General features: G+C 34.4%; 23 protein-coding genes. 19 read left to right on the top strand and 4 right to left on the bottom strand.

Annotation, left to right across the window (positions count from 1 at the left end):
- The first annotated feature begins 2 nt into the window (after positions 1-2).
- The 12 genes from K339_RS0108620 to K339_RS0108565 all read left to right on the top strand — a co-directional run bounded on the left by K339_RS0108620 (position 3) and on the right by K339_RS0108565 (position 10,457).
- The gene (locus tag K339_RS0108620) at positions 3-311 is read left to right on the top strand and encodes a DUF4133 domain-containing protein (RefSeq protein WP_028523243.1); all 309 of its coding nucleotides are present in this window, start codon (positions 3-5) and stop codon (positions 309-311) included.
- Complete coding sequence (locus tag K339_RS33020; RefSeq protein ID WP_037299729.1) at positions 308-2,800, top strand: TraG family conjugative transposon ATPase; 2,493 nt, start codon at positions 308-310, stop codon at positions 2,798-2,800. Before K339_RS0108620 ends, K339_RS33020 begins: the two co-directional genes overlap by 4 nt.
- Before the next feature lie 26 nt (positions 2,801-2,826).
- Positions 2,827-3,948: a hypothetical protein gene (locus K339_RS0108610; RefSeq protein WP_084332151.1), complete on the top strand. Its 1,122-nt coding sequence runs from the start codon at positions 2,827-2,829 to the stop codon at positions 3,946-3,948.
- Between the two features lie 11 nt (positions 3,949-3,959).
- Entirely contained in the window at positions 3,960-4,991 is a 1,032-nt protein-coding gene (locus tag K339_RS33015; protein WP_051397889.1) for a TraJ family protein, read from the top strand.
- Complete coding sequence (locus K339_RS37470) at positions 4,988-5,224, top strand: hypothetical protein (RefSeq protein ID WP_169731829.1); 237 nt, start codon at positions 4,988-4,990, stop codon at positions 5,222-5,224. Before K339_RS33015 ends, K339_RS37470 begins: the two co-directional genes overlap by 4 nt.
- Entirely contained in the window at positions 5,181-5,813 is a 633-nt protein-coding gene (traK, locus tag K339_RS0108600) for a conjugative transposon protein TraK (RefSeq protein ID WP_028523241.1), read from the top strand. The genes K339_RS37470 and traK overlap by 44 nt, the downstream gene beginning before the upstream one ends.
- Positions 5,814-5,942: 129 nt before the next feature.
- Positions 5,943-7,307, top strand: coding sequence for a conjugative transposon protein TraM (traM, locus tag K339_RS0108595; RefSeq protein WP_028523240.1), 1,365 nt, complete (start codon positions 5,943-5,945; stop codon positions 7,305-7,307).
- Positions 7,294-8,211 (top strand): conjugative transposon protein TraN, encoded by a 918-nt coding sequence (gene traN, locus K339_RS33010; protein WP_051397888.1) that lies wholly within the window; start codon positions 7,294-7,296, stop codon positions 8,209-8,211. The genes traM and traN overlap by 14 nt, the downstream gene beginning before the upstream one ends.
- On the top strand, positions 8,208-8,777 hold the full coding sequence (locus K339_RS0108585; protein WP_028523239.1) for a conjugal transfer protein TraO: 570 nt from the start codon (positions 8,208-8,210) through the stop codon (positions 8,775-8,777). Before traN ends, K339_RS0108585 begins: the two co-directional genes overlap by 4 nt.
- On the top strand, positions 8,774-9,205 hold the full coding sequence (locus K339_RS0108580) for a hypothetical protein (RefSeq protein WP_028523238.1): 432 nt from the start codon (positions 8,774-8,776) through the stop codon (positions 9,203-9,205). Before K339_RS0108585 ends, K339_RS0108580 begins: the two co-directional genes overlap by 4 nt.
- Before the next feature lie 12 nt (positions 9,206-9,217).
- On the top strand, positions 9,218-9,799 hold the full coding sequence (locus K339_RS35840; RefSeq protein ID WP_051397887.1) for a DUF3127 domain-containing protein: 582 nt from the start codon (positions 9,218-9,220) through the stop codon (positions 9,797-9,799).
- 184 nt (positions 9,800-9,983) lie between these two features.
- Positions 9,984-10,457: a recombinase family protein gene (locus K339_RS0108565; RefSeq protein WP_211243788.1), complete on the top strand. Its 474-nt coding sequence runs from the start codon at positions 9,984-9,986 to the stop codon at positions 10,455-10,457.
- 106 nt (positions 10,458-10,563) lie between these two features.
- Here the strand turns inward: K339_RS0108565 and K339_RS0108560 are convergent, their stop codons facing one another.
- The 3 genes from K339_RS0108560 to K339_RS38000 all read right to left on the bottom strand — a co-directional run bounded on the left by K339_RS0108560 (position 10,564) and on the right by K339_RS38000 (position 13,114).
- On the bottom strand, positions 10,564-11,436 hold the full coding sequence (locus K339_RS0108560; RefSeq protein ID WP_028523236.1) for a DNA/RNA non-specific endonuclease: 873 nt from the start codon (positions 11,434-11,436) through the stop codon (positions 10,564-10,566).
- Between the two features lie 746 nt (positions 11,437-12,182).
- Positions 12,183-12,386 carry a hypothetical protein gene (locus K339_RS37850; RefSeq protein ID WP_229598717.1) on the bottom strand — a complete coding sequence of 68 codons (204 nt, stop codon included), beginning with the start codon at positions 12,384-12,386 and terminating at the stop codon, positions 12,183-12,185.
- Between the two features lie 359 nt (positions 12,387-12,745).
- Positions 12,746-13,114 carry a transposase gene (locus K339_RS38000; RefSeq protein WP_028523234.1) on the bottom strand — a complete coding sequence of 123 codons (369 nt, stop codon included), beginning with the start codon at positions 13,112-13,114 and terminating at the stop codon, positions 12,746-12,748.
- A gap of 491 nt (positions 13,115-13,605) precedes the next feature.
- On the opposite strand from K339_RS38000, the gene K339_RS37065 reads away from it, so the two are divergent.
- From K339_RS37065 to K339_RS0108510, 6 genes are all read left to right on the top strand, one after another.
- Complete coding sequence (locus tag K339_RS37065) at positions 13,606-13,854, top strand: pinensin family lanthipeptide (protein WP_157607528.1); 249 nt, start codon at positions 13,606-13,608, stop codon at positions 13,852-13,854.
- Positions 13,855-14,955: 1,101 nt separating this feature from the next.
- Positions 14,956-15,207 carry an integrase core domain-containing protein gene (locus tag K339_RS0108530; RefSeq protein ID WP_084332150.1) on the top strand — a complete coding sequence of 84 codons (252 nt, stop codon included), beginning with the start codon at positions 14,956-14,958 and terminating at the stop codon, positions 15,205-15,207.
- A 207-nt stretch (positions 15,208-15,414) separates the two neighbouring features.
- Positions 15,415-16,005, top strand: coding sequence for an OmpH/Skp family outer membrane protein (locus K339_RS0108525; protein WP_028523231.1), 591 nt, complete (start codon positions 15,415-15,417; stop codon positions 16,003-16,005).
- A 613-nt stretch (positions 16,006-16,618) separates the two neighbouring features.
- Positions 16,619-18,799, top strand: coding sequence for a peptidase domain-containing ABC transporter (locus tag K339_RS0108520; protein WP_051397886.1), 2,181 nt, complete (start codon positions 16,619-16,621; stop codon positions 18,797-18,799).
- Positions 18,800-18,994: 195 nt separating this feature from the next.
- Entirely contained in the window at positions 18,995-21,658 is a 2,664-nt protein-coding gene (locus tag K339_RS0108515; protein ID WP_028523229.1) for a lantibiotic dehydratase, read from the top strand.
- On the top strand, positions 21,648-22,586 hold the full coding sequence (locus tag K339_RS0108510) for a thiopeptide-type bacteriocin biosynthesis protein (protein ID WP_084332149.1): 939 nt from the start codon (positions 21,648-21,650) through the stop codon (positions 22,584-22,586). The genes K339_RS0108515 and K339_RS0108510 overlap by 11 nt, the downstream gene beginning before the upstream one ends.
- A 4-nt stretch (positions 22,587-22,590) precedes the next feature.
- On the opposite strand, the gene K339_RS0108505 is transcribed toward K339_RS0108510, so the two are convergent.
- Positions 22,591-23,106 (bottom strand): hypothetical protein, encoded by a 516-nt coding sequence (locus K339_RS0108505; protein ID WP_028523227.1) that lies wholly within the window; start codon positions 23,104-23,106, stop codon positions 22,591-22,593.
- A gap of 187 nt (positions 23,107-23,293) precedes the next feature.
- Here K339_RS0108505 and K339_RS0108500 point away from each other — a divergent pair.
- Positions 23,294-23,944, top strand: a 651-nt coding sequence (locus K339_RS0108500; RefSeq protein WP_028523226.1) for a DUF6734 family protein, incomplete at its 3' end; no start/stop codon positions are given.

Genomic DNA, 23,944 nt, shown 5'->3' with positions numbered 1-23,944 from the left:
TTATGGAAACGCTACCAACCAAAGTTATTAAAGGAGCTGATGACGAGATAGAATTTAAAGGGTTCAAGGGTAGGTATTTTTATCAGCTTGCGTTCACTATTTTAGGTATCGTACTTGCCGTTTTTTTACTGTACATGTTTGGTTCAAATAGCTTACTTATCATCGCTGTGGCAGCGGTTACAGCCGTGTTTTCCTATACAAAAATCAAACTTGACATGGGGAAAAATGGCAAGTACGGTCATATCCATTCAAAACATCAAGCTCCTGAATCAATCATTATTAATGAACCTTTTTACAAGCTTGTAAAATGAAAAAACCTGTTGATGTAGCATCCATCTTTCCAATTCTGAGCGTAGATGAAACGGGGGTATTATTTTCTAAAAATGGAGATTATTGTGTGGCATTCTCCATCGACTACCCTGAGGTTTTTATACAAACGGAAAACAACTATGCCCAATGCTTTGAAGTTCTAGTTGGGGCTGTCAAAAATTTGGGGGAAGGTTATCTTATTCATAAACAAGATTTCTTTATTGGGTCTGATTATCAGCCTGATATGTCATACATACAGAACAATGATTTTGTGCTAAAACAAAATGAGCTGCACTTTAAGGATAGACCTTTTTTTAATCATCGGGGCTATCTCTACATCATTCATCCTAATAATGAGCCGACAGAAAAAGACAGTATGAATAGTAGCCTGTTTAAAAAGATGGCGACGGTGCGAGATCGAGCCAAAAACAAAACATTGTCGTCTTTTTTAGAAAAAGTAAAAGCGTTTGCGGTCACGGTTAACCAGTCAAAAATTATTGGGCTTCAAAAATTAAACCGTGAACAAATTGTGGGGACAAAGGAAACAACAGGACTTTTGGATACTTATTTTACCTTGTCGTATTCAGATAAAAATTTGTACGATATTTCAAATGAGGCAGGGATTTTTCGCGTGGGTAATCAAGGTATGTACACCTTCGTCATAAACGATTTAGACCAGTACCCTGCTGACTTACCGCCTGTTATATCTTTTAAGGATTATAGCACTGACCGTACTAAAATGCCCGCTAGTTACGGATTAAGTTTTGGGCTTGGCTTGCGGGTCAATCATGTCTATAATCAAATTCTATACATTCCATCGCAATCAAGTACAATTACGAAATTGGTAGCGGATACAAAACGACATTTTTCATTTTCCAGTTGGAGCCGAGACAATACCTTCTCAATGGAACAAAAAACTCATTTTGTGGACAGCATGAAAGATGGGTTGGTAGCTGTTAAAGCTCACTTTAATGTGCAAACTTTTCATTCAGATACAGCAGCTTTAGAAGAGCAAAAAGACATGGTATCGTCAGCTATTCAGTCAACAGGGTTTATCTCGAAGGTAGCTACTACCTATTCTCCACAGCTTTTTTGGTCTTGCATTCCAGGAAACGCGAGTGAAATTGGCTATGATAACTTGGCCACGATTTCGCTTTCCAATGCTGTTGCTATGTTTAACCTAGAATCGAATTACAGTGACTCAGCGTTTCAAAATGCGGGTATTCTGGTGACTGATAGAAACGGCAGCCCGCGTAACGTTGATGTGTTTTTTTTCCCCTTAAAAGAAGGGCTAATTAGTAATCGGAATTTTACGGTGATTGGCCCTTCGGGGTCGGGGAAATCCTTTACGATGAATAACCTTGTGTACTATTTACTAGCTTCCAAAGCACACGTTACCATCGTGGACATAGGGCATTCTTATAAAAGACTAGGAGAAATTTTGGGAGCAAAATACATAACGCACAGTGAAGAAAAGCCAATTAGCTTGAACCCTTTCTATTTTAAGGGAGAAGAATTTAGCCTGGGCAAAAATAAAGTCAGTGAGCTAAAGGAAGAATTTATTGAAGTCATTGTAAAGATTGTGTTTTTGCTCTATAAAAAAGAGGGGGATAAAGTGGCTAAAAGTGAGGAGGTTACCCTTTTTAATATGGTCAAAAGCTATTATGAATACTTAGATAAAAACAAGAATGTCAAACCATGTTTTAATACGTTTTATGAATTCTCGAAAAATGTATTTCCTGCCATTTTCGAGTCGATGGGAGGGAAGAAAGAACAATTTGACTTTGAAAACTTCTACTTTGTTCTGACGCCTTTTTATCGGGGTGGAAACTACGCTTTTTTGCTCAATTCGGAAGAAGAAATAGACTATGCCAAAGAGCCTTTTGTCATTTACGAACTTGATAACATTAAAGACCACCCTATTTTATTGCCTGTCATTACATTGATGATTACCAACACATACATGACCAAATTATTTAGTCTATCGGGGGTTCTCAAGGTGCTAATTATCGAAGAAGCATGGCGTGCTGTGTCCTCGGAGTTTTTTGCCACGTTCCTTTTATGGGCGTTCAAAACGGCTCGTAAGCATTTTGGAGCCATTGGGGTTGTCACCCAAGAAATCGAAGATCTTCTGAAATCAGAAATTATCAAGGATGCTATTGTTCAAAACACTGACATTAAGATAATTATGGACATTCGTAAGTACTTACAACAAGCCGAAGAAGTGCTCAAATTGTTCAAGATAAGCAGTAATAATGTACCGCAAATTTTTAGTATCAATCGAGGAACCTCTGTCAATCGCGGCCCTTTTAAGGAACTAGCAATCATTTTGGGGGACAGCTGTAAGGTGTACGGGGTTGAAGTTTCAAAATACGCCGCAGCACTCTTTACTACAGAGCCAACTCAGGTGGCTAAAATTAAAAAAATTGCCGATGATAAACGGATTTCACAAAAGGATGCCGCCTTTCTATTTGCCGAAGAAGAAATGTAATGTTCAGTCTTAAAAATCAATCACTTATGAAAAGAGTAACCGCTTTCGTTTTGGCTTTTTTATTGAGCCTTGCTGTACAACAAGTTCAAGCGCAATTTGTTGTTTCTGACCCTATGCACACGGGGGTTAGTACGTTGATTAAGCTGATTCAAGATCCGTCATTCAAGCAAATTGTTAATCAAATCGAAGATTTACAGCGAGTAGCGTCGGCTGTTCGTCAGTTTCACCGAGGAATGGAGACGGTTAAAACTGTTCAAAATACCATTGCAAAAATGACCAAACTATCAGCCGCTGTCTCAAAAGACGGGCATATTTTCCCTGCTGAATACGCATTGATGACCCAAGATATTGAAGGGTTAGCGGCCGCTGGTTCCGCCATTTTTAAGGATATGCACACGGCGACGACCCAATCGGGAGGAGTGCTTAAAATGACCGATGCTGAAAGGGTAGCGTTTATCGACAATGCTTATAAGCGAGTATCTGAGTTTTCTCGCGTGGTTGATGCCTATTTCGCCAAGGTAAGAGCGATGAGCATTCAACGTAGCGGAAATATGACCGACTTAAATAATACGACTAAGTTATATGCGTTAGCAGCGACAGTTTCTAACAATGGGGTGGGGGGAGAAATATACCGTAATACCCGTGATTTGGCTTATGACATGGGCTATGATGATGAGAAAAAAAGTGTGCTTGATTCGGCTTATAATTCACCTGCGGCCAAAGCATTACGCGAAAAACAGCAATTATGTAGTGAGAATCTTCAAAACTATTACGATGAATTGTATTTCCGCGAATCTCAGATGGATCAACAATCTTTTCTTGCATTGATGCAAGAAGGGTACAGTTACAAAGATAAACCGCAATCGGTGAAAAAAACGGTTAAAAATTTATTGACTTTCAATCTAAACTTAACGGGAAAGATTGCGGATGAAATCGACAAAATGACGGGAGCTGCCGACAATGAAGTCAATATACAGGAAGAGATCGAGAACAATATCCAAAACTTTTACGACCCTTCTGGAAAAGTCATTTCTAATGAAGAGTTTCAAATGTTAATGAAGATTAAAGCTAGGGAACTAATGCGGCCAGTTCGGGAAGAGCTTCGTAAGAAATGGAAGTTGGATGAATGTATGTCTTTGGGCTATTAATCATACTCACTATGGACGGCTTAATCACTATCATTAACAATTTGTACAATCAACAAATCCCTATTGCTCAGAGTATGGCCGAAACGATTGAAGGTTATGTAAGGGTATTTGCCGCAATTGGGGCTTTGGTGTACATTTTTTCTAGGGTTATTGTACAAATAGCCAATAACCAAGATATTGACATTTTTCCATTGCTTCGGCCTTTTGTGTTGATGTGCTGCATTCCTTTTGCCCCTGCGATATGCAATGGTATTGACAAGACGGCTAATTCAATTAGGACTGGCGTTACAGCGGGTAATCTTCAAATCGCGGAACAAGTCAAACAATTGAATGACAAACTTACGGAATTGGTAGATAAGAAATGGGAAACCATACGGTCAAATCCAGAATCGTATAAAGACGCCTTTGGTAATTCTCAGGAAGAAGATTCTAAGTTTTTGGGTATGGAAACGTCATTTGTGATTGATTTTAAAATTTCAATGGCTAAAGCGCAAGAATCTTTAAAATTTCAATTACTAGCGGTTTTACAACACGTGCTTATCGCTTTGATGTACGTGGCGGAAACCTGCCTATTTCTAGTAAGCATTGGGTACCGTATTGTACTCAGAATGGGTTTCCCCATTACGTTGGCACTGGCTATTTTCCCAGGCTTTTCGATGGCCATTGCTAATTGGGCAGGGCGTTACATTCAATTTGCTCTTATGCCAGCGGTGGCTGCCATGTATAGTTCGATTGGTTTTGGCCTTGTTAAAAGTTATTTGCAAGCGTATGATGTAACAGATGCTTTAAATGGTATGGGTGCTGAATTACAGCAACCTGAATATCTGGGCTTGGGCTTTATGTCACTATTGATAGTGGTGCTTATTGGTTATACGCAAGTGCCGTCTATGACACATATGCTTGTAACAGTCGGAGGGGTCGGTTCCATTGTACAGGGGGCAACTCGTGGACTGTCTGCCGTAGGTGGTGGATTTGAAAAAGCAAGTGCCACATTCACCAAAAAGGCCAATGCGGCCTTTCAAGCAACCTCTAAAAAAGTATGAAATTTCGATCAAACCTAGTAGAGCAATATCGGGTCTTTGTCTTGGTTTGCTCTGTAACGGTGGGTATGGCCACGCTTGTGACCTTACTCATCGTTAGTTACAGTTTTAAAAAAATCCAAAAAGTGGGAAAAGACGCTTTTGTCTATTCTCACAATGGCGCATCTATTCACGTTTACGTACCTACTACAAATGGAAGAACTACTCAAACTCGAAAAGCATTACAACCGCGTTAAAATTCTAACGATTGTCTGTCTAGTGAGTCTAGGGATTATTAGCATTTTTTCGCTGATTTTATCTCAAAGCACCATCAAAGAAATGACCAAGCGGATTTTTATTATTGATAAGGGAGCACAATTTGAAGCGATTGCGGGCGTGGTCACCGAAAATAGACCCGTTGAAATCGGCTATCATGTTAGACGTTTTCATGAATTGTTTTTTAGCTTATCTCCTGACGCTGACGAGATTGAAGCTACTACTAACAAAAGTTTCTTTTTAGCTGACGAATCCGCTAAAAAGCTTTACGAAGACTTAAAAGAACAGGGGTTTTACACCAGTGTCATTCAAGGAAATGTCATTCAAAAGATAGTGATTGATTCGGTAGTAATCAATACACAAATGTATCCTTATGGTGCGCTTACCTATGCGACTGTAAAACAAACAAGGGCCAGTTCTAAGGGCGAGAAAAAACTAATTACGCGTTGTAATTTGGAAGATATGCCTCGCTCGGTTAACTCCCCAAATGGTCTAATGATTCGTGATTTTCGCATACTAGAATCAAAAGTATATACCAGTGGAAAATCACTTCAAAAAGACGCCAACTGAGCGAAAGATAATCGCCGTAAGTTATTGGCTCTCACGCAGGTTTGATAGATGGCAGAAAGACCATAAGCAAACACGAAATTTCCTGTTTATTACCTTTTTTATCATTTACATCATCGTTATTTTTTTAACATGGAATCAGCATCAAAAGTAAAAAAGCTCACACAAAAGCAGTACCAATTTCTTCTCTTAGGAGGCGGCGCATTGTTTGCCGTTGGATTAATGCTTTGGGGATTTGGGGTGTTTAAATCAGATACCAAAGACACTGTCGAAGAAGTGGATGGTAACGATACAAAAGCCCTTGAGGTGGTTGCTCCCAAAAATAAAGCATTGACTAACGAGGATAAATTTAAAACCGCCCCCAAAAACGATTCTCGATTTAGGTCAGACCAAAATGCTTCTCTGGGCTATGTTGTAGGAGAACAACCGCATGACCAACAAGTAAGTAATGAAGGATTGACTGATGCCGATTTTCGGCAGATAGAAACTGCGGGAGGAGAAGTGAAATTTCAGAACTCGCAACGTCGAAAGCAACAGTTATACGCTCAATCACAGGCCCGACAACGAAGAATTGTTAATGAGGCTAATCAACCTCTTTTTCACAAAACACAAGAGGACGTTGAACGGGAAAACAGAGAAAGAGATGATAGGGAGATTAATCAACGTCAAGTAAAATTAGTGCTAGACCAAATGGAGAAAAATAATACCAATTCGTCCCCCCAAGCGGAGAAACGGCCATCGACCATCGGGGATAAATTGCGACAAGATGATGAGCATGAAAAGGCATTTTTAGCTTCTTATACTCCGAAAGACAAAGGTAAGGGGCAATTAACGGAATTATACCCTGAAACCAGTAAAAACACGATTGGAAACCCATACACTACAGGCATCGGCTTTTATAATGTCTCTACTAAAAACAAACAGTCTTACAACGCCAACGATGCAATTTTAGCCGTAATTCATTCAAGTGAAGCCGTTAAGGTGCAAGAGGGGTCGGTTATTAAGGTTCGATTGCTTCAAAATACCATTTTTAAAATTGGAGACGACCCCGTGGTGTTGGAAAAAGGGACACTCTTAAATGGCCGATGTACGGTAGGGGATGACCGAGTTTTTATATCCTTTACTTCCCTAGTTAAGGGGACTGCTATTTACCCCCTAACAGTTCAGGCGTTTGATTTGGATGGCCAACAAGGTATTTATGTGCCGAACTTGAGGGAGAAAAACATTCTTGCTCGTCGGCTTACGCAAGCAGCGATGACACCGACTTCGGGGGCCAGCGGATATTTTATCGGACAAGGGAATATTGCCCAACAGGTCGGGACGCAAATGGCAGTACAAACCACGCAACAAGCGATGCAAAGCGCCAGACAGGTGATTGTATCAAAAGCGCAAATTCCTAAAATTACGATTCGCCCTAACTATCAAATGTTGTTAAAATCGGCCAGTTTTACTCCTACCACTTCTAACGCTCCTAGTGCAAGTTATGAAAACAATTAATTTTTTGCTTTTCGCTCTATTGGTGATTCCCAAGGCAAAAGCGCAGACCTCTAATTTGTCTTTTTATAATCAGGTAAATGCTGAAAAAAACTACTTGTTACCCATTGACAAAGCCTCTGTGATTGGTACTCACCCACTAGGTGTAAGTGAGCAAAAGACGGTGCATATTATCTTCCCATCTGAAGTAAAAGAAATCGATGTGGGTAACCCCCACGTAATTGTTCAGCTTACTGAAGCTTTTAATAACGTGGTTCGTGTCAAAGCGAATGCACGCCAAAAGTTTGCTGAGACAAACGTAACTGTTATTACTAAGGACGGTCGTTTGTATAGTTTTCTGACTAATTACGAACAAGAACCCGAAATTCTTAATGTTTCGATGGGACATAATTATTCTTCTGATGAGAGAATTTCAAAAGAATTAGGCATTAACTACAGCAATCATAAAGTATTGGATGAGTCTAATGAAAGTTTTGTAGAACTCAAAGACTTAGCCCAACGTGCCATTAATCGTAAACATTACATTCATAATGTAGGAGTCTATACTATGAAAGTAACAGCCTTACTACGGGGGATTTACGCGAAAGGAGATAACCTTTACTACGTAGTCAATATCATTAACCGTTCAGAAATTGATTATAAGATTGATTTTGCGAAAGTGTTTGTTGCTGATATTTCTGAAATCAAGCGGGTGGCTGTTCAGGAAGAAGAAATACCTGTGAAATATTACTTGCCGATTACTAAAGAGGTAAAAAGTTCGACTGAAAAAGAATTTGTCTTTGTCGTGCCGTTTCGAGCCGTCAGTGAGAGTAAACAAGTAGATTTTGAAATTTACGAAGACAGAGGCGCACGACATTTAAAAATGACTATTGATAATAAAATCATTCAAAAAGCACGCCAATTATGAGAGGATTTATTTTGCTAATCATTGGGCTGATAAGTACTATTTGTAATGCTCAGACCCACCTTAGAAATCAACAATTTGTTGATGTTCAGTTGGGTGCATATGACCATGTTTTTCCTGGAATCACGCATTTCGCAGTTCGGGCAGGTATTGGGAAGTACACTAAAAAAGTGATAGGAAATCAGTTCTTTGTGGGTTATTCCCACAAAGAGACTCCTTTGACGGATAACACAAGTACATTAACCAGTGCTTTCTCGATTCCTGTTGATCACTATTTTGTGGGTGCTCAAAGTGAAGTTCCACTCTTTTACAACGCCCATCGAACGGTCTTCTTTAAGCTGCCGTTCTCGGTGATTGTTGGCTATGAGAGCATTAATAAAAATACGATTTCTTTTGGTCAGTATAGTTTACAAAGTCGTTCGGACATTCTTCTAGGAGGTTGTTTAGGAGCTGAAATAGAACTTTACAATTTTACAGTAGGAGTTAGACAGCAAATTAACCTAACATCAAAATATCAAAAATTCTCAACTTTCCCTTACCTCGGGTATAAACTACATTTGTTCAGATGAGAAATTACTTGCTTTGCTTCGGCCTTTTATGGCTGTTTTCTTGTAACAAAGAAATCGAGATTGTATCCACGGTAGGTTCTACCGTGGATTATAACGTTTTAATCGTTCCGCCTGACACCGCTTTGTCACGTCAGGAGCAACAAGGAATTATCCAACAACCGATAGAGCTGTATTTACGCCAATTTTCCCCGAATGAAAATGCTAGTTACTATATTACCTTTAGTTCGAATAATTACAGTTGGTTAAAAATCAATAACCAAACTCTATACACAGGGGATAGGGTATTGGTAAATTATAGTTCTTTTAAGAACAATAAACTATCTGGCCTGTATTTTGTCGAAACTCGTTTCAAAGGGAAACAAGAGGTAGTAATTACTATTACGAGTAATGGCCAAGATAAGAAAGCAACTTCATCTTTTACTCTTTAATCCTAATCAATTATGGAAATTAATGGAATTATCAAAGAAATTTTACCCCTTCAAGAAGGAGAGGGTAAAAATAAAGCATGGAAAAAACAGGGTATTTTGATTGAATACGATGAAAAATACCCTAAACAGGTACTGGTTGATTTTTTTAATGATAGCATCCCCGAAAAAGTAGAATCGTTAGTGGGTAAACACATTGAGGTAAGCTGTAATCCGATTACAAGAAAGGTGGGAGAACGCTACTTTACGGATATTTCTGTGTGGAAGTATCGCGTTTTGAGCCTGTTTATGTTGTGTTGCTTCTGTTTTTCTTGTACGAGCAAAAAGGGGGAGACAGCAGAACAATTAGTCGGTGTTTGGAAAAATGTTAACAAAGAAAGCTATGAAATTGATCAATGGGAGTTCAAAAAGGCCGATACAGGGTTAACAGTTCAACACAGACGTAAGCGGCCAAACCGAGGTTACATATCAACACTTGATTACTCAGTGTCTATCTCAGAAAATGGTAATATTGAGATACAAGGCGCTGCCTTCCCTATTCAAACAGTTATCCAAAACTCTCAAATTCTCATTTTAGGAAATACGTATATAAAGTAGCAAATTTTGCAAAAGGTAATTTTGTACATTATTTTGCTTGTACATTTAACATTCAATGTGTTCTTCAAAGGCACAATTCGCAATGAAACACAATACCCTACAATCAGTGAGCAAATGTTTTTTGTACAAGATGGATAATGAAAATGATGAAATTCCTATGACTTGTACCAACAGAATTTTCGTAATGGATTTAGAAATCGTTCTAAATACCGCCGACGTAGGTGATGCCATTATACTGCCACAGCTTTCAAGGCTTGGAGCGGGGCTACTAGGCATTGCCAATAACCTTAAAATCTTACTTGATAAAAAACTCATCATCATATCTCAACGTGAGGAAATTGATTCAAGTACTGAAGAAGGTAAACGGAGTATCGACTTTGTGCTGGATTTAGCAGGTCAGATAAAAGACAACTTAGTACAACACACCCAAAAAGGTTTAAAGGAGGCCATACAAAGTAACAAGGTTAAAATTGGTCGCAAAAATGGGGTTTCTGAAAAGTACTTACCCATTGCCGAAAATGTGTATTGGGCTTATGTTAACAAGAAAAAAAATAAACAAACTGACACGGACATCATTAAAGCTTTTGGCATCCCATCTCGAACTACACTGTATAAAATTGTAGAGCATGTCAAAGAGTCATTGAACAAGGGAAAGTAACAATGTAAGCCTTCATAAAAATGGGCAACAACTACAATGTTGGTGCCCATTTTTTATAATCGTGTATGGCATTTAGATGTGACATAAATTGGCTAATACAGCAATTTTACATTTTTAGTATCTCATCAAAAAAAGCTTGTATTGTTTGTAAATCGGTTTTTGGTTCAATGCTATTTTGAATTTCAATTGGCACTTTTGAAAAGAAATCTAAACCTGTGCGTTTCTCGATTTCATCCACACTTACACGGTAATCACTCCATTTATTGGCCCCAACCTCATTATTATTGGGCATCCATACGGCTATAACTCGTGTATTAGCTGTAACACGTTGGACGTCGTTCGACCCGATTGGTAGTACAAGAATGACTTTCCATAAAGCACTCGGAACAGTAACACTACCGATGGCAGTGGCTTGTCCATTATCTCCTGTGCCACCTTTCCCGTATGTCCCTGCAACAATATAAATTTCGTTTCCATCCTTTAGGAGCTCTCTTGTGTACTGTTCCAGCAAATTCCAAGCCTGACGGTTATGTTTGGGAGCTTGCGGTACAATATTCGTCAAAATGAAAGTACTTTTGTTTTCATCAACGGTGCTATCTCGGTCATCACTTGGGCAAAGGTGGCCACGGTCAAATCCTGTATTAGTATAGTCGCTATGACGTGCAATATACCATCCTTGTGGTAGTGTATTGTCGGGGATAAATTGACCCGTATATCGCTCCACGCTTCCTTTCCATGCCGTCGATAGATGCCAGGAACACCAATTGGTCAAATTGGTGGTTGCATTATAGCTCAGGGCATAGCTTGGCCGTTGAATCAGGTAATTACTTGAATTATTTATGTTGCTGGTAGCGTTGCTTGGATTACCAAGAGTTAAGTGGTCATCACGGGAAGGTAACTCTATTTTAGGTACTACCTCATTTGGACGACAACCTATGACTAATATGATAATAATAATAGTGCTAAGAAGGTATTTCATGCCGTAAAATTATGTAAAAATGTAATTGTTTAGCAGGTTTTCCAAGCAAACTGATTTTGCAAAACGGATTGAAGTTGTAAAAATGGGTTGAGACCTTGTTTTCGAACAGTTCAGATAAATTCTTGTAATCGGGCATAGTGATTAGCCCCTGTTAGAGTTCTAAAACAGGCAACAACCGCATGGGTTTCCATGGTTTAAGCAAGTATAAGCGTATAATTTTTGTCATATTTCTGTTGACGGTGGACTACTGAGTAAATCCTATGGATAAGCTTGTTACAAACCGCGTTCAAGACCAACATCTTGTTTTGCCTAACCTTAGGTTTGTAGTAGTCTTGCAGTTCCCCTTTCATACGGATGGCCGACATGGCTCGGCACAAGCCGCCCTGCTAAATGAAAAAGGGATTTCAAGCGCAGACGCGCATGTTGATTGACTCGTGTTTTGCTTCGGATGCTACTCTCCTACCCGAACAGTAAGTAAAGGGCGCAACACCCGCATGACAGTCGGACGGTCGGTGCCGCTAATTTTTTTGGTTCATAAATGGCTTTTAGGGAAGCCAGACAGCTTTTGGTTAGTTGCTTTTCTTTTGTAGAGTTGAATCTAGAAATTTCTGTTGTTCACTAATTGGCTGTTGAAGTTGCTGACGAACCAGCAAAAGACGTTGAGCGTACCTACAGCCGCCAATTTTTGTAAAACAAATCGGGGAGGTTGCCACAGTCGCATCTGGTCGCGGAAGCGAAAGGCATACTCAGCGATGCGCATCAATACTGTCGTTTTTACCGCGTTGTAGGCCACCTGACTTTTTAATTTGCAAACTGTTTTTCAACCAAATGGGTAAAGGTATCTTGTGTAAATAGCTTAACAAGTGCGCGTTATAAATTCCAGTATGTTCCATACAACAGACCGACTGGCCGCTGACAAAGCCAAGTAAGGCTTTTAAAAGTTTGAGCATAGTTTTAATACCCGCCTCCGAGTTAGCTGGCTGACTTTGTAAGACGATGCTCTTGCCGTCGAAAATGCCCCAATCTAAACGGGGTGCCCCGAGGCGTAGCTTTAGAAATGTTAACACCAATAAAATAGCGAATATCCATAAGGAATAATAATTTAGGGGTTCAACAACTTACTTGATTCACTGCTTAAACCCTTACTAATGGGCTACCATACCCGAATTTCCATTTGAGCCTAAAGCAAGTAAGACAGGGTGGGTCCGAATCCGTGCATGGAGTAACTACCCTGCGGCTCCATAGGAACCCCCGCCCTGTTTACTTGTTGGTAAGCTACCAAATCTTTTAATTGTACCATAGTACAAACCTAAAGGGCAGCCTCGTCGCCTTCTCTATATACTTTTAATCCTGTACTGTCGATGACGAGATGAAGGGCTTCGATAATACTATCCTCACAAGGAACTGCGGCTGAAAAAGCTACTACTTTAGCCTGTCGGCGACAAAATTGGGTGTAGCTTGGTACTTGTATATTCATCTTCATTGTGGCTAACACGTTCTGAATCAGTCCTTGTGTTTTTCGAAATGCAATCGGGCTGCCGATGTGGTCGAAAGACTGTTTTGAGAGCCAAAGCAGCTTGAATTCACTCGTCGGAGTAGCGAAACTGGCCGCCAGCAGCGCGTGGATCTTGATAATACCAATTCTCCAGTGTCTCTTTACTAAGCCAAATCGTAACAAATCTTCTGAATATCAACGCTTTATTATACTCGAGTCAGTTGGTTAATCGGTACTTTTCTTTGGCTGATTGTCATTTCTTAACCTTTTGGGCTTTTTTGGAACTTGGTTGTCTGCTTGGGTAAAAAAGTGTAATTTTAGCATAGCACTGGAAGCCATAAGGTGGCAGCTTTGGAGGTTTGACAATCTCAATGTTCGCCATTCCAGTGCTTTTTTTATGCACGTAGTGATGATTTACTACATGCCATGCAACAAAGCCTGTAATGACATACAACTAGCACTTTGGATTTTTCTGTTTGCTGCACTATAAATGGGGTTCACTATAGTACTCAATCATACTATTTCCTTGACCAAATTATTCACAATTTTCACTAAGCAAACAGGATACCTAAACAAAGAAAAAAATAATTGTCTTTTTTCTTGGAAAATTTTGTTTTTTTTAAGACTTTCGTAAAGTCTTAAAAAAACTCTTTTTACACAAAAAAATAATTATCATGAAAAAGAAAAACTTTCCCAAATCAAAGTTAAGCCTTGAAAGTCTAAATCTTGAAAGTTTTGTTACAAGCCTAGAAGACAATTTGTCTCAAACAGTTCAAGGAGGAACTATGCCAACTTGGACTATCGCTTGTACAGGATATACAGGAGGGTCAAACTGTGGCTTTACATATTGTTGCTCTTCTATTGCCTGCCACACAAATATTGGTGTAACATGTAACGGAAGTGGTGGGCCTGGTTGTGAATAAAAAAATGTCCTTGCGTTCTAATCAACAAAATGAATTATCTCGAAAGAAGGCGTTCTTCAATTTTTAACCATAGAGAAGTGTTTATGAAAATTCCCAAAGTCGTTTGAATTTTGAAGTGTAAATTTTAAAGACGAACAACAATGAGAATCATCAACAAGAATATGATTGATAACGGAATCGACCGAGCGATGGATTTTACTGAATTTAACAGTGAGTGAGCGTGGATTTGAAGTAATAGCTCTGCTTACTGAGGTATTATAGTATAATTTTCATCGTTTAAAAACAAAATGCTAATGGAAGACACTTCCTACAAAAGTATTTTTCGGTGATACGGTGAACCATCTCCCTTTAACTGGCAGTTACTGAAATTTGTAAAATTTAGTAGTTGATTGAGAAAAAATGCAGAAAATTCACAGGCAGCCTCGAAGGCAAGGTAACCCTTGAATCGATTTATAAAGTCAATACAATTCAGTAAATAACCTCCAAAAATTCACGTTTCCATCTGACAATCTGAGTCAGATGGAAACGTGAATTTTTTTGAAAAATCTTGGTTGATGTTCAGACCTTAGATCAATCTCAAAAGTTGTGGAGGGCGTTGTATTTTTTTTAGTTTTTGCTTTTAATCAAACGTACTTGTCTTGGAGAGTTTCCTACCTCTTATTCTGTTTTTAGAAAATTTCGAACTGATTTCGATTGACCGCCAAGACAGCGTTTTCCACATTCATCTAACTGAGAAACAAACAGACAATCAAGACCCTAAGCGGAAGAATTTGTTATCGAAAGGCCGATGCCGCCATCTTTTTGGAATCGGTTATAGTTTGCAATTCGTTATAGGCAATAATAGCTGTACCAATACCTGGGATTGAAGTCATCAACCCAAAGAGTTGTTTGAGCTGTTCGTCGCCTCAATAAGCTCATCAATAGATTTACTACCCTTTTCACAATAAGAGCTGGTCCTAAATCGGTTCATAGGTCAGCAGCCTTGCCGAGCGATAGGGTAGTCTGCCCTGGTTTTCTTTTGATAGCAAGCTACTAAATCTTGGAATATTACCAGCTTACAAAGCTAGAGGTGAACAATACTTTGGACTTAAATTTAAAAAAATGATTGATAGCCAACAATTTAGACAAAGCATGGTAGGTGAGAAATCTGCTTATGAAAATACCCACGCAGAATCGGTTTGGGCAACAATCAAGCGAGAATTAGTCGAAAAAGGCTCTTTTGATTCTTTGGAAGATGCTAAAACAGAGTTATTTGACTACATTGAAGTCTATTATAATCGTAAGCGAAGACACTCATCTTTGGGTTACCAAAGCTCAGAAAAATTTGAACAACAATACAAGCAAAATCAATGAACTAACCTACAAAGTAAGGTATCCTTCATTTGAGGGCCACCCCACATTTTCTCAATGTTGTCAATGAACTTGCAAAAGTTCTTCGCTGGATAGACATAAATAAAAGTGTACAGCTGTATATATTTTTTATAATATATATATATATTTGCGGCAATAAATACTACTTTCTAATCGTTAGTAGTGCAAATAAATTTAAACTTTGTTAAAATGAAAAAATTACTTTGGCTAGTAATTGTGGTAGCTCTATTTATAGAAAATAAAAGTGCTAATGCTCAGCAATTTAAAATAGGAATTATTGATAGAGGATATATCCTCAAAAATCTACCTGATTTTCAGGCACTTACAAAGGAAGTGGAAGCTACCTCACAGGGATATCAGAAAATAATTAAAGAAAAGTATGATAATTATCAAGCTAAAGCTGAAATTTTTGAAAAGTTAAAAACTTCAGGTACTTCTGAAGTTATTTTAAGGGACAAAATGTCAGAGCTTGAGAATCTACAGAAATCCCTGCAAGACTTTCAGGTTAATTCAGAGAATGACATTAGGACACTATACGCGAGAAAGTTTCGTCCAATTGATGAAAAAGTAAAAAAAGCAATATCAGACTATTCAAAACAAAATAATTATCTGTTAGTCTTGCGCTCCGATATGAATATAGAAGATGGAGAGACCAGATCAATGGTGCTTTATGCTAGTAGCGCTGAAGATGATGTTTCAGATAATGTCCTTAAAGTTCTAGGAGTTACAACTCCAGTGGTTCCTAAGGGAAAAATTGGTCTATTGAATAATATTAAGTAAAGGTAAGGTTGAATATCAGTTTGCTGCGATGGCTATTATCTATAACATCTATTGCAAAGGGTCATAGATGATAAGTATGTTTAGTATTTTTGTTGAAATCACGTACCTTCTCATTAATAGAACCAAAAGTAAAGTTGTGAAAGGTCTTATAAATTAAGCATACAGATTTTTGGTATTTAAAGAAACTTTATAACTTTAAATAGGGGTTGGCTCTAATAATTCTGAGCCAACCCCTATTTATTTTATATTATTAATGTTAACATCCGAGGTGATTTTATTGATTAAGGCAATACACATCTACCTGCATTTTGGTCAAGCTCTATACGGTTTTATCAATTTCATGACTTTCTACACAACTCGACCTAAGTAGCTCACTCTCGTTTTCTTCTAATTTTGACTAAGTTGGCCTCATAAGAACCAAAGTGAATCCAAATCGTTTCAATAGCTTGAACTCAGGGACGATTGCTAGTAAATGTTAAAAGCATCATTTTTTCTCCACATAATACAACTAATTCACTGAAATTTCATTTTATGAAAATATATTTTTATTTTTGTGTATCTTTCATTTTCTGATTTAGTATTAGTAAGTATTCACATACTAACAAGATTTTTCGTGTTTAAAAGAATTACAGTTATAAAACAAAAACATGAAATGGACTGTGGTCCAACATGTTTAACTATAATTTTGAAATATTTTGGATTAAATGTTCCCTTATCACTCGTAATTGAACGCTCCAATTTAGGTAAAATGGGGACTAGCCTATTAGACTTAAGTGAAGCTGCAAAAAGTTTTGGATTAAAAACATTTAGTTTCACAACTACATTTCATATTTTAAAAGAAAAAGTTCCACTACCATTCATTGCTTATGTAAATAATGGTCATTACATTGTTGTTTATAAAATAACAAAAACAAAAGTATTTTGGATTGATCCAGCATTTGGAAAAGTAGTATCTAACCATGATATATTTATAAAATCATGGGTAAGAAATGAAAACAATCAAGGAATTATTTTAGCTTTTGAAGTAACCCCTGAGTTCCTTAAAAATGAGGGTATAAAATTCGTAGCAACAAATTTTAAATTTTTATCTCCATTTATAGTAAGATATAGCCGATATTTAGCTTATATATTTTTAGGTCTTATATTGAGTAGTATATTAGGATTGAGTTTCCCTTTATTAACACAATTAATAGTAGATATAGGAATTCAAGAACATAACTTTCAATTTATAACCCTTATTCTAATAGCACAATTAGTATTAACAATAAGCCAAGTAACAAATGATTTTTTTAGGAATTTGATAGTCTTTCATATAGGTAGTAGAATAAATATCCAAATTTTATCAACTCTTATAAAAAAGCTATTTAGTCTTCCAATATCTTTTTTTGAATCAAGAAGTGTTGGAGATATATTACTAAGAGTGAATGACCAGAAAAGAATAGAAAATTTTTTAACAACTTATACAATAAATTTTATATTTAGTATATTTAATGGATTAGTTTATTCTTTAATACTACTTAACTATTCTTTAAATATTTTTTTTGTATTTTTTTTTGGAAGTTTTATTTATTTTATATGGTTATTTAAATTTAGAAATATTAGAAAAGAATTAGATTATAGATTGTTTTCAGAAAGTGCAATAAGACAAAGTAAATTAATTCAATTAATTAATGGAATAAGAGATATTAAGTTATATAATAGTGAAATAGTGAAAAGACAAGATTGGGAAGATTTACATATTAATCATTTTGTTTCACAACAAAAAAGCCTAATAGTAGGTCAAAAGCAATATATTGGAACAGTTTTAATTAATCAAATAAAAAATATATTAATTACATACTTTTCAGTTAAACTAGTATTTACTAATGAATTAACATTAGGATCAATGCTTTCTATACAATATATTATTGGTCAAATGAATAATGTTTTAAGTCAATCAATTGAATTTATTCATTCGTATCAGGACGCTAAAATTAGTTTAGAAAGGTTAACTGAGGTACAAAATGAAGAAGAAGAAGACAATAAAAAGGAATATTTAACAAATGAATATTGGTATGATTCTAAAGACATTACAATAAAAAATTTATCATTCTCATATCCATCAAGTCCATCAAACAATGTTATAAATGATATATCTTTTATAATTCCCAAAGAAAAAACTACAGCTATTGTTGGATTAAGTGGAAGTGGGAAATCAACTTTAATAAGAATTTTGTTGAAATTCTATACACATAAATCAGGTACAATATTAATTGGCGATGAAAATTTAGGAGATATTAGTACTAAACAATGGCGCAGAAATTGCGGTTCAGTGTTACAAGATGGATATATTTTTAACGATACAATTGCTAATAATATATGTTTAAATATAGAAGAATATAGCATAGAAAGAATCAGAGAAGTTTGTGATTTGACTAATTTAAGTAATTTTATTGAGTCTCTACCAAGTTCTTTCTCAACATACATAGGTACAAATGGGATAGATATCAGCTCGGGACAAAAACAAAGAATTTTAATTGCTAGAGCACTCTATCGAAATCCTAAATATATTTTTTTTGATGAAGCTACAAACGCTCTTGATGTAGATAACGAAAAACTAATTACAAACAATCTTAAAAATAAATTAGACCGATGCACTTTATTAGTCGTAGCACATAGATTAAGTACAATTATAGAAGCTGATCAAATTATTGTGTTTGAAAACGGGCGGGTTATAGAGGCTGGAACGCATTCAGATCTTTATAATAAAAAAAACAGGTATTTTGAATTAATAAATAAACAATTGAAAACTTAATTGAGCTGTAAACATTATTAATGAGTTAGTGAAATAGTGCTGATTTTCAGACTTGTAAATGGTTTCAGAATTATCTTATCCATAAATCACTTTTTAAGAAAAGCAACTCTAATGGCTTCTCTAATTCATAAACACCTGATAGTCAACTTACATCAACTCTATTAATTATTCGTAACCAGTAATCTAAATCATATTATGATTAAAATTAACAATTACATCCTGATAAGAATTGCAGGTATAAATGCAAAAAAAGTATTAGAACTGTCAAATACTCCACTAAAAAAACGTATTATAAAGCTCGAAAGATTGAAGAAAGATGGTGAAATACTAAAAAATGTAATATCTAAAAAATTATATATTCTCATTGCAAATGCAAAAGACAAAAAAAATCAAAATAAAATACTGAATTTTCGTCGTGATTTTTATAATGGACGAAATCTAAACAACGAAAAATATTCTGATGTTTTTTTACAATTTGATTATCAGCTTAAAAATGATTTTATAAAATACAAAAAATGCCTTGCATTTATTAATAAAGAAGAAGTTTTTTTTAGTAAACTATATGTTAAGTATGAAAATAAACAGCGCATGTATATTAAAAAAATGTCCAGAAATTCTGTTTTAAGAAATGGTTTAGTCCTTTCCTCTTCAGATTTATTGGATAACTTAGATAAATATATAGAATGTAATTTAAATGAGTTTACAAAATCAGAATATACAACTGAATACTCAATATTAAAATATATAACAAGAATTACTACGAAAACCTCACCATTCAGTACTTTTACTCAATTATCTTGTTTAAACAAAGATCTTAAATATAAGAACATTTATTCAAACAAATATAGAAGCAAAATTATAATAAATAATTATATATATCAATTCCTTCAAGATGCATTATTCAACAATAAAGATTTTTATAGTGGTATAAATATTCGTTTAAACCCATCAATAAGAATTTTTGCTTTTGAATACCAGTACCTTCAGAACTCTAAAAATAGAGAAGCCTTTCAAAAAATTAAAAAAAATCTATTTTTAGACTTAATCTATAAAATATTAAATAGTAAAAAAATATATACATTTTCTTCTTTAATAGAAGAAACAAAGCAATTTGTTGACGCTACAAATGAAGATATAGAAACGTATGTTTTTAACTTAATCAAGGTAGGATTTTTAGAATTTGACTACAAAATTTCTGGATTAGATTCAGATTGGGATAGCAAATTTATATCACTTTTAAAAAACCTTTCATGGAAAGGAGAATTAAAAACATTAATAATCGACACATTAAAATCTATCAGAGTTCAAGCGAGAATATTCGCAAACAGTTCATACCAAAAAAGAAAAAAAATATTATCTAACGAATATGATAAAATTATGACGCTCGCTCATTCATTAGAAGAGGCATCTAATAGTGATGATACTATTAATAATTTAGCTGAAGAGGGTATAAAGAACAAATTTACTCATTTTGTACACAAAAATTTATTAATAAAACCCAAAAACTTGTTCTATGAAGATACGACAGTTGAATGTAATATTGATCTAAATATAAGTAAAGTAAAAAAACTAACAAATATTCTTGCAGAATTCATGGAAAACGTAAACAAAGTTCCATCAATTACAATAGAAAAAAGTAGAATGTTGGAGTATTTTAAAGATAAATATTTAAATCAAGAGGTTAATATTTTGGATTTCTATGAAGGTTATTACCGCGATGTAGAACTAGCTATAGAGAAGTATATAGCCACAATTAATGAAAACCATAATAATACTTCTTTAGAGCCTAAATATATTAAATCTTATATTTTTATTAACAACAATAAAAAAGCGGAAGCTTGGTTTAATGAAATAGAAAAAAAAATCAATTATGATAAGGAAAATGATACTATCAAAATATCAAGTGAAAATCTAAAACTAATGAGCGAAATAGAGCCAAAAATATCTAAACAGCCAGTATCTTATGGCGCATTTGTCCAATTCGCAAAGTATAATAATCAAATTGTAGGGTATGTCAATAGTATAACAAATGGCTATGGAAAATATCTAAGCCGATTTTTGCATAATTTCCCAAATGACATTACAAAAAGGCAAATACAATTGAATAAAAAATATTTAAGTAATAAACATACTTTAGTTGAAAATTGTGACGCTTCGTTTTTCAATGCTAATATACATCCAGCACTATTTGAACATCAAATAAGTATGCCTAGTAGTAGTAATAGTTTGCCTAATAAAAATCTAATTAATATAAGTAAAGTATATATTTCATTAGAGAATGATGATTTTATTTTGAAGTACAATGAAAAAATAATAAAAGTATATGATGTCGATTTTCAATCAATTGATACCAGGTCAAAATTGTTTAAAATGTTGGTTCATTTATCACATGATGACTATTTTTCACAGTATTATTTTTTAATAAATTCAATTAATAAATCCTACAAATTTCAAAAAAAAGGAGGAAGTATATTTCCACGAATTGTATATGAAAACACATTTATTTTGCAGAGAAAGGTATGGCTATTTGAAATTGAAAACATTCCATTTAATAAAACTTGGTCTAATGAAGAATTTTACAAAAATATTGTAGAATGGGCAAATGAGAATGAAATGCCTGACGAAGTTTTTGTATATATTAGCAAAAACAATAGAGAAACAATAGAAATTAATGATGATTACAAACCACAATATATTTCCTTTAGCAGTCCCTTATTAATTCAACTTTTAAGAAAGTTATTAAGAAAAGCATCTAACGAAGTAAGATTTGTTGAAATGACTCCAAAAACCTCAGAAACGTTAAAGGTTAATGGTAATCAAAAAGTTACAGAATGTTTAATTCAATGGTATGAGCGATAGCTTCAATAATAAAAAGGAATGGTATAGTGTACATATATTTTACTATCCGCCTTGGGAAAAGCTACTATGTAATTGTATTTTCCCTACTATTCTTTGTTTAAAGAATAATAATCTAATTTCAAAATATTTTTTTATCAGATATTTTGAATTAGGGCCACATATAAGACTTCGTATAGAATGTAAACCAAGTTGTTTTTTTAATGAGGTTAGAGACTTGTTAATGAATTCTATTTATGATTATATTTTGAAGAACCCCTCAGAGCAGACGGAGCAATTTAAAAGTACAATTCCAAACAATTCTATTAAATTGATAGAATACGAACCAGAATTAGAACGTTATGGGGGAATATATTCAATCAAGTATATTGAAACCCATTTTTATAATTCTTCACATCTTGTATTAAAGTTATTGAGTAAAAATGAAACATTTTGGACATATAATAGTAGGCTTTCATTAGCTTTAAAAGCTCAATATAATTTCGCAAATTCATTTATTACTTCTAAATATGTTGGACAATATTTTTATTATATCTACTCAAGTTATTTTTCTTCAATAATGAGTTCTTTTGATAAAGAACAAAGCTTAAAAATAATAAATTCGTATGAAAATAATTACAACATTCAGAAGCAATATATATACAAATTATTATCAACTTATAATTACCCAAATGCAATTATTTGGAAGCAATGGGAGAGACAATCTAATAAGACAAACACTCTATTAAGTGACTTAGAGAATCAAAACAAAGTAATATTCCCTGAATCTATTATTTCTGATAAATTTACAACTAACCCCCCAATAAAAATGTGGTATATTTATCAAAGTCTTTTTCACATGACAAATAATAGATTTGGACTACTAAATCATGATGAACCTTTTTTAGCTTATTTGCTCTACAGATATGTAACCGAGCATGATAGGATTTAAGCATTCAATTAGATCTATATTTATTATATGTATTACTAAAAATATGGCTCAACAAATTATCTTCTTTTAAATATATTTTACAGTCAACTATTATGGAATCAGTATTTTGATTAAATAATAGCTTATTTTTAAGGTTATTTGAACTTATAATAGCTACATATGAATTTATTTTTTCATCATAATATGCGATTTTCCCACGTAATGAATCTTTAATATTGACACATTTATTTGGCAATAAATAGACTTTATTATTTAAAATATCATTTTTAGAGATTTCTTTATTTAGCTTTATAACTCCATATATATATACAATTTCATGTTTTTTTTTCTTATCTATTAAGGGTGGATTATAAATTGTCATACTTGTAACAAAACTTGGCTCATATTTTATATAATATCCTCCCAAAAAAACAAAAAATACAAGAAATATATATACAAAGAAGCATTTTATTAGCCAACTAGGAAAGGAGTTTATTAAAGCATCTACTTTTTCAGAGTATTGGTCTTTATCTATTTTCATTTTTAAAGTAGTATAAAAAATACATTAATTTTTAAGAAAAGGTAAGGGTTTATTGCATGATTCATATCACACATGTAAATGAAAGTTCCTAATCTCTCCAAACACTTCATTTTTCAATAAATATAATGTAAATACTTTTTATTTTTTATCAAATTATATTTTTTCGTTTTTTTTCTTTGTAAAATATATGGTAAAAGCAGTACAAACTTGCTGGGATCCTAGAAATCTGGCAAAAGCTCAAGAGCACAATTGGTTATCACCAGAATATTTTTGGATGAGTTGTGCGCTAAGTGCTTTTCGCATTCTTTCTAATTTTAATATTTTAGAATTATACGCAAGTAAATCTAAAAAAAAAGTTCTTATTGATGAACTAGGTATACCTTATTCAAATTACTATGAATTACCACATGACCTAGGCTTTCCAGAAGAAGTTTGGGCAATGTCAAAAATTTTCACGTATAGTTGTCAACAATCTCCTTTTTTGCACTTTGATGAAGATGTTTTTATTGGTAACTTTTTTGACATTATTAAAGAAAAGTATGACCTTGTTGCACAAAATCTTGAAAGTGGCTTTTATATGTATGATTTAAGTATTAAAGAAATTCAGTTACATTCAGGGTTTATACCTAGAATATTTAGAAAAAAAAATATATATACTGAATCCAGTAATGCTGGTGTTATTGGTGGCTTCGATATTTCTTTTTTTAGTGAATACACATCTCAGGCCAAAACATTTATATATAAAAATAAGAACATAATAAATGAAAGTAATGCATTAATGTTTGGTGTAATTGCAGAGCAGTTGCTTTTTCATGAATTAGCAGAATATAAAAAAAAA

The organism is Runella limosa DSM 17973 (genome assembly GCF_000482465.1).
Taxonomy (GTDB): Bacteria; Bacteroidota; Bacteroidia; order Cytophagales; family Spirosomataceae; genus Runella; species Runella limosa.
This window is presented reverse-complemented; position numbering and strand designations above follow the sequence as displayed.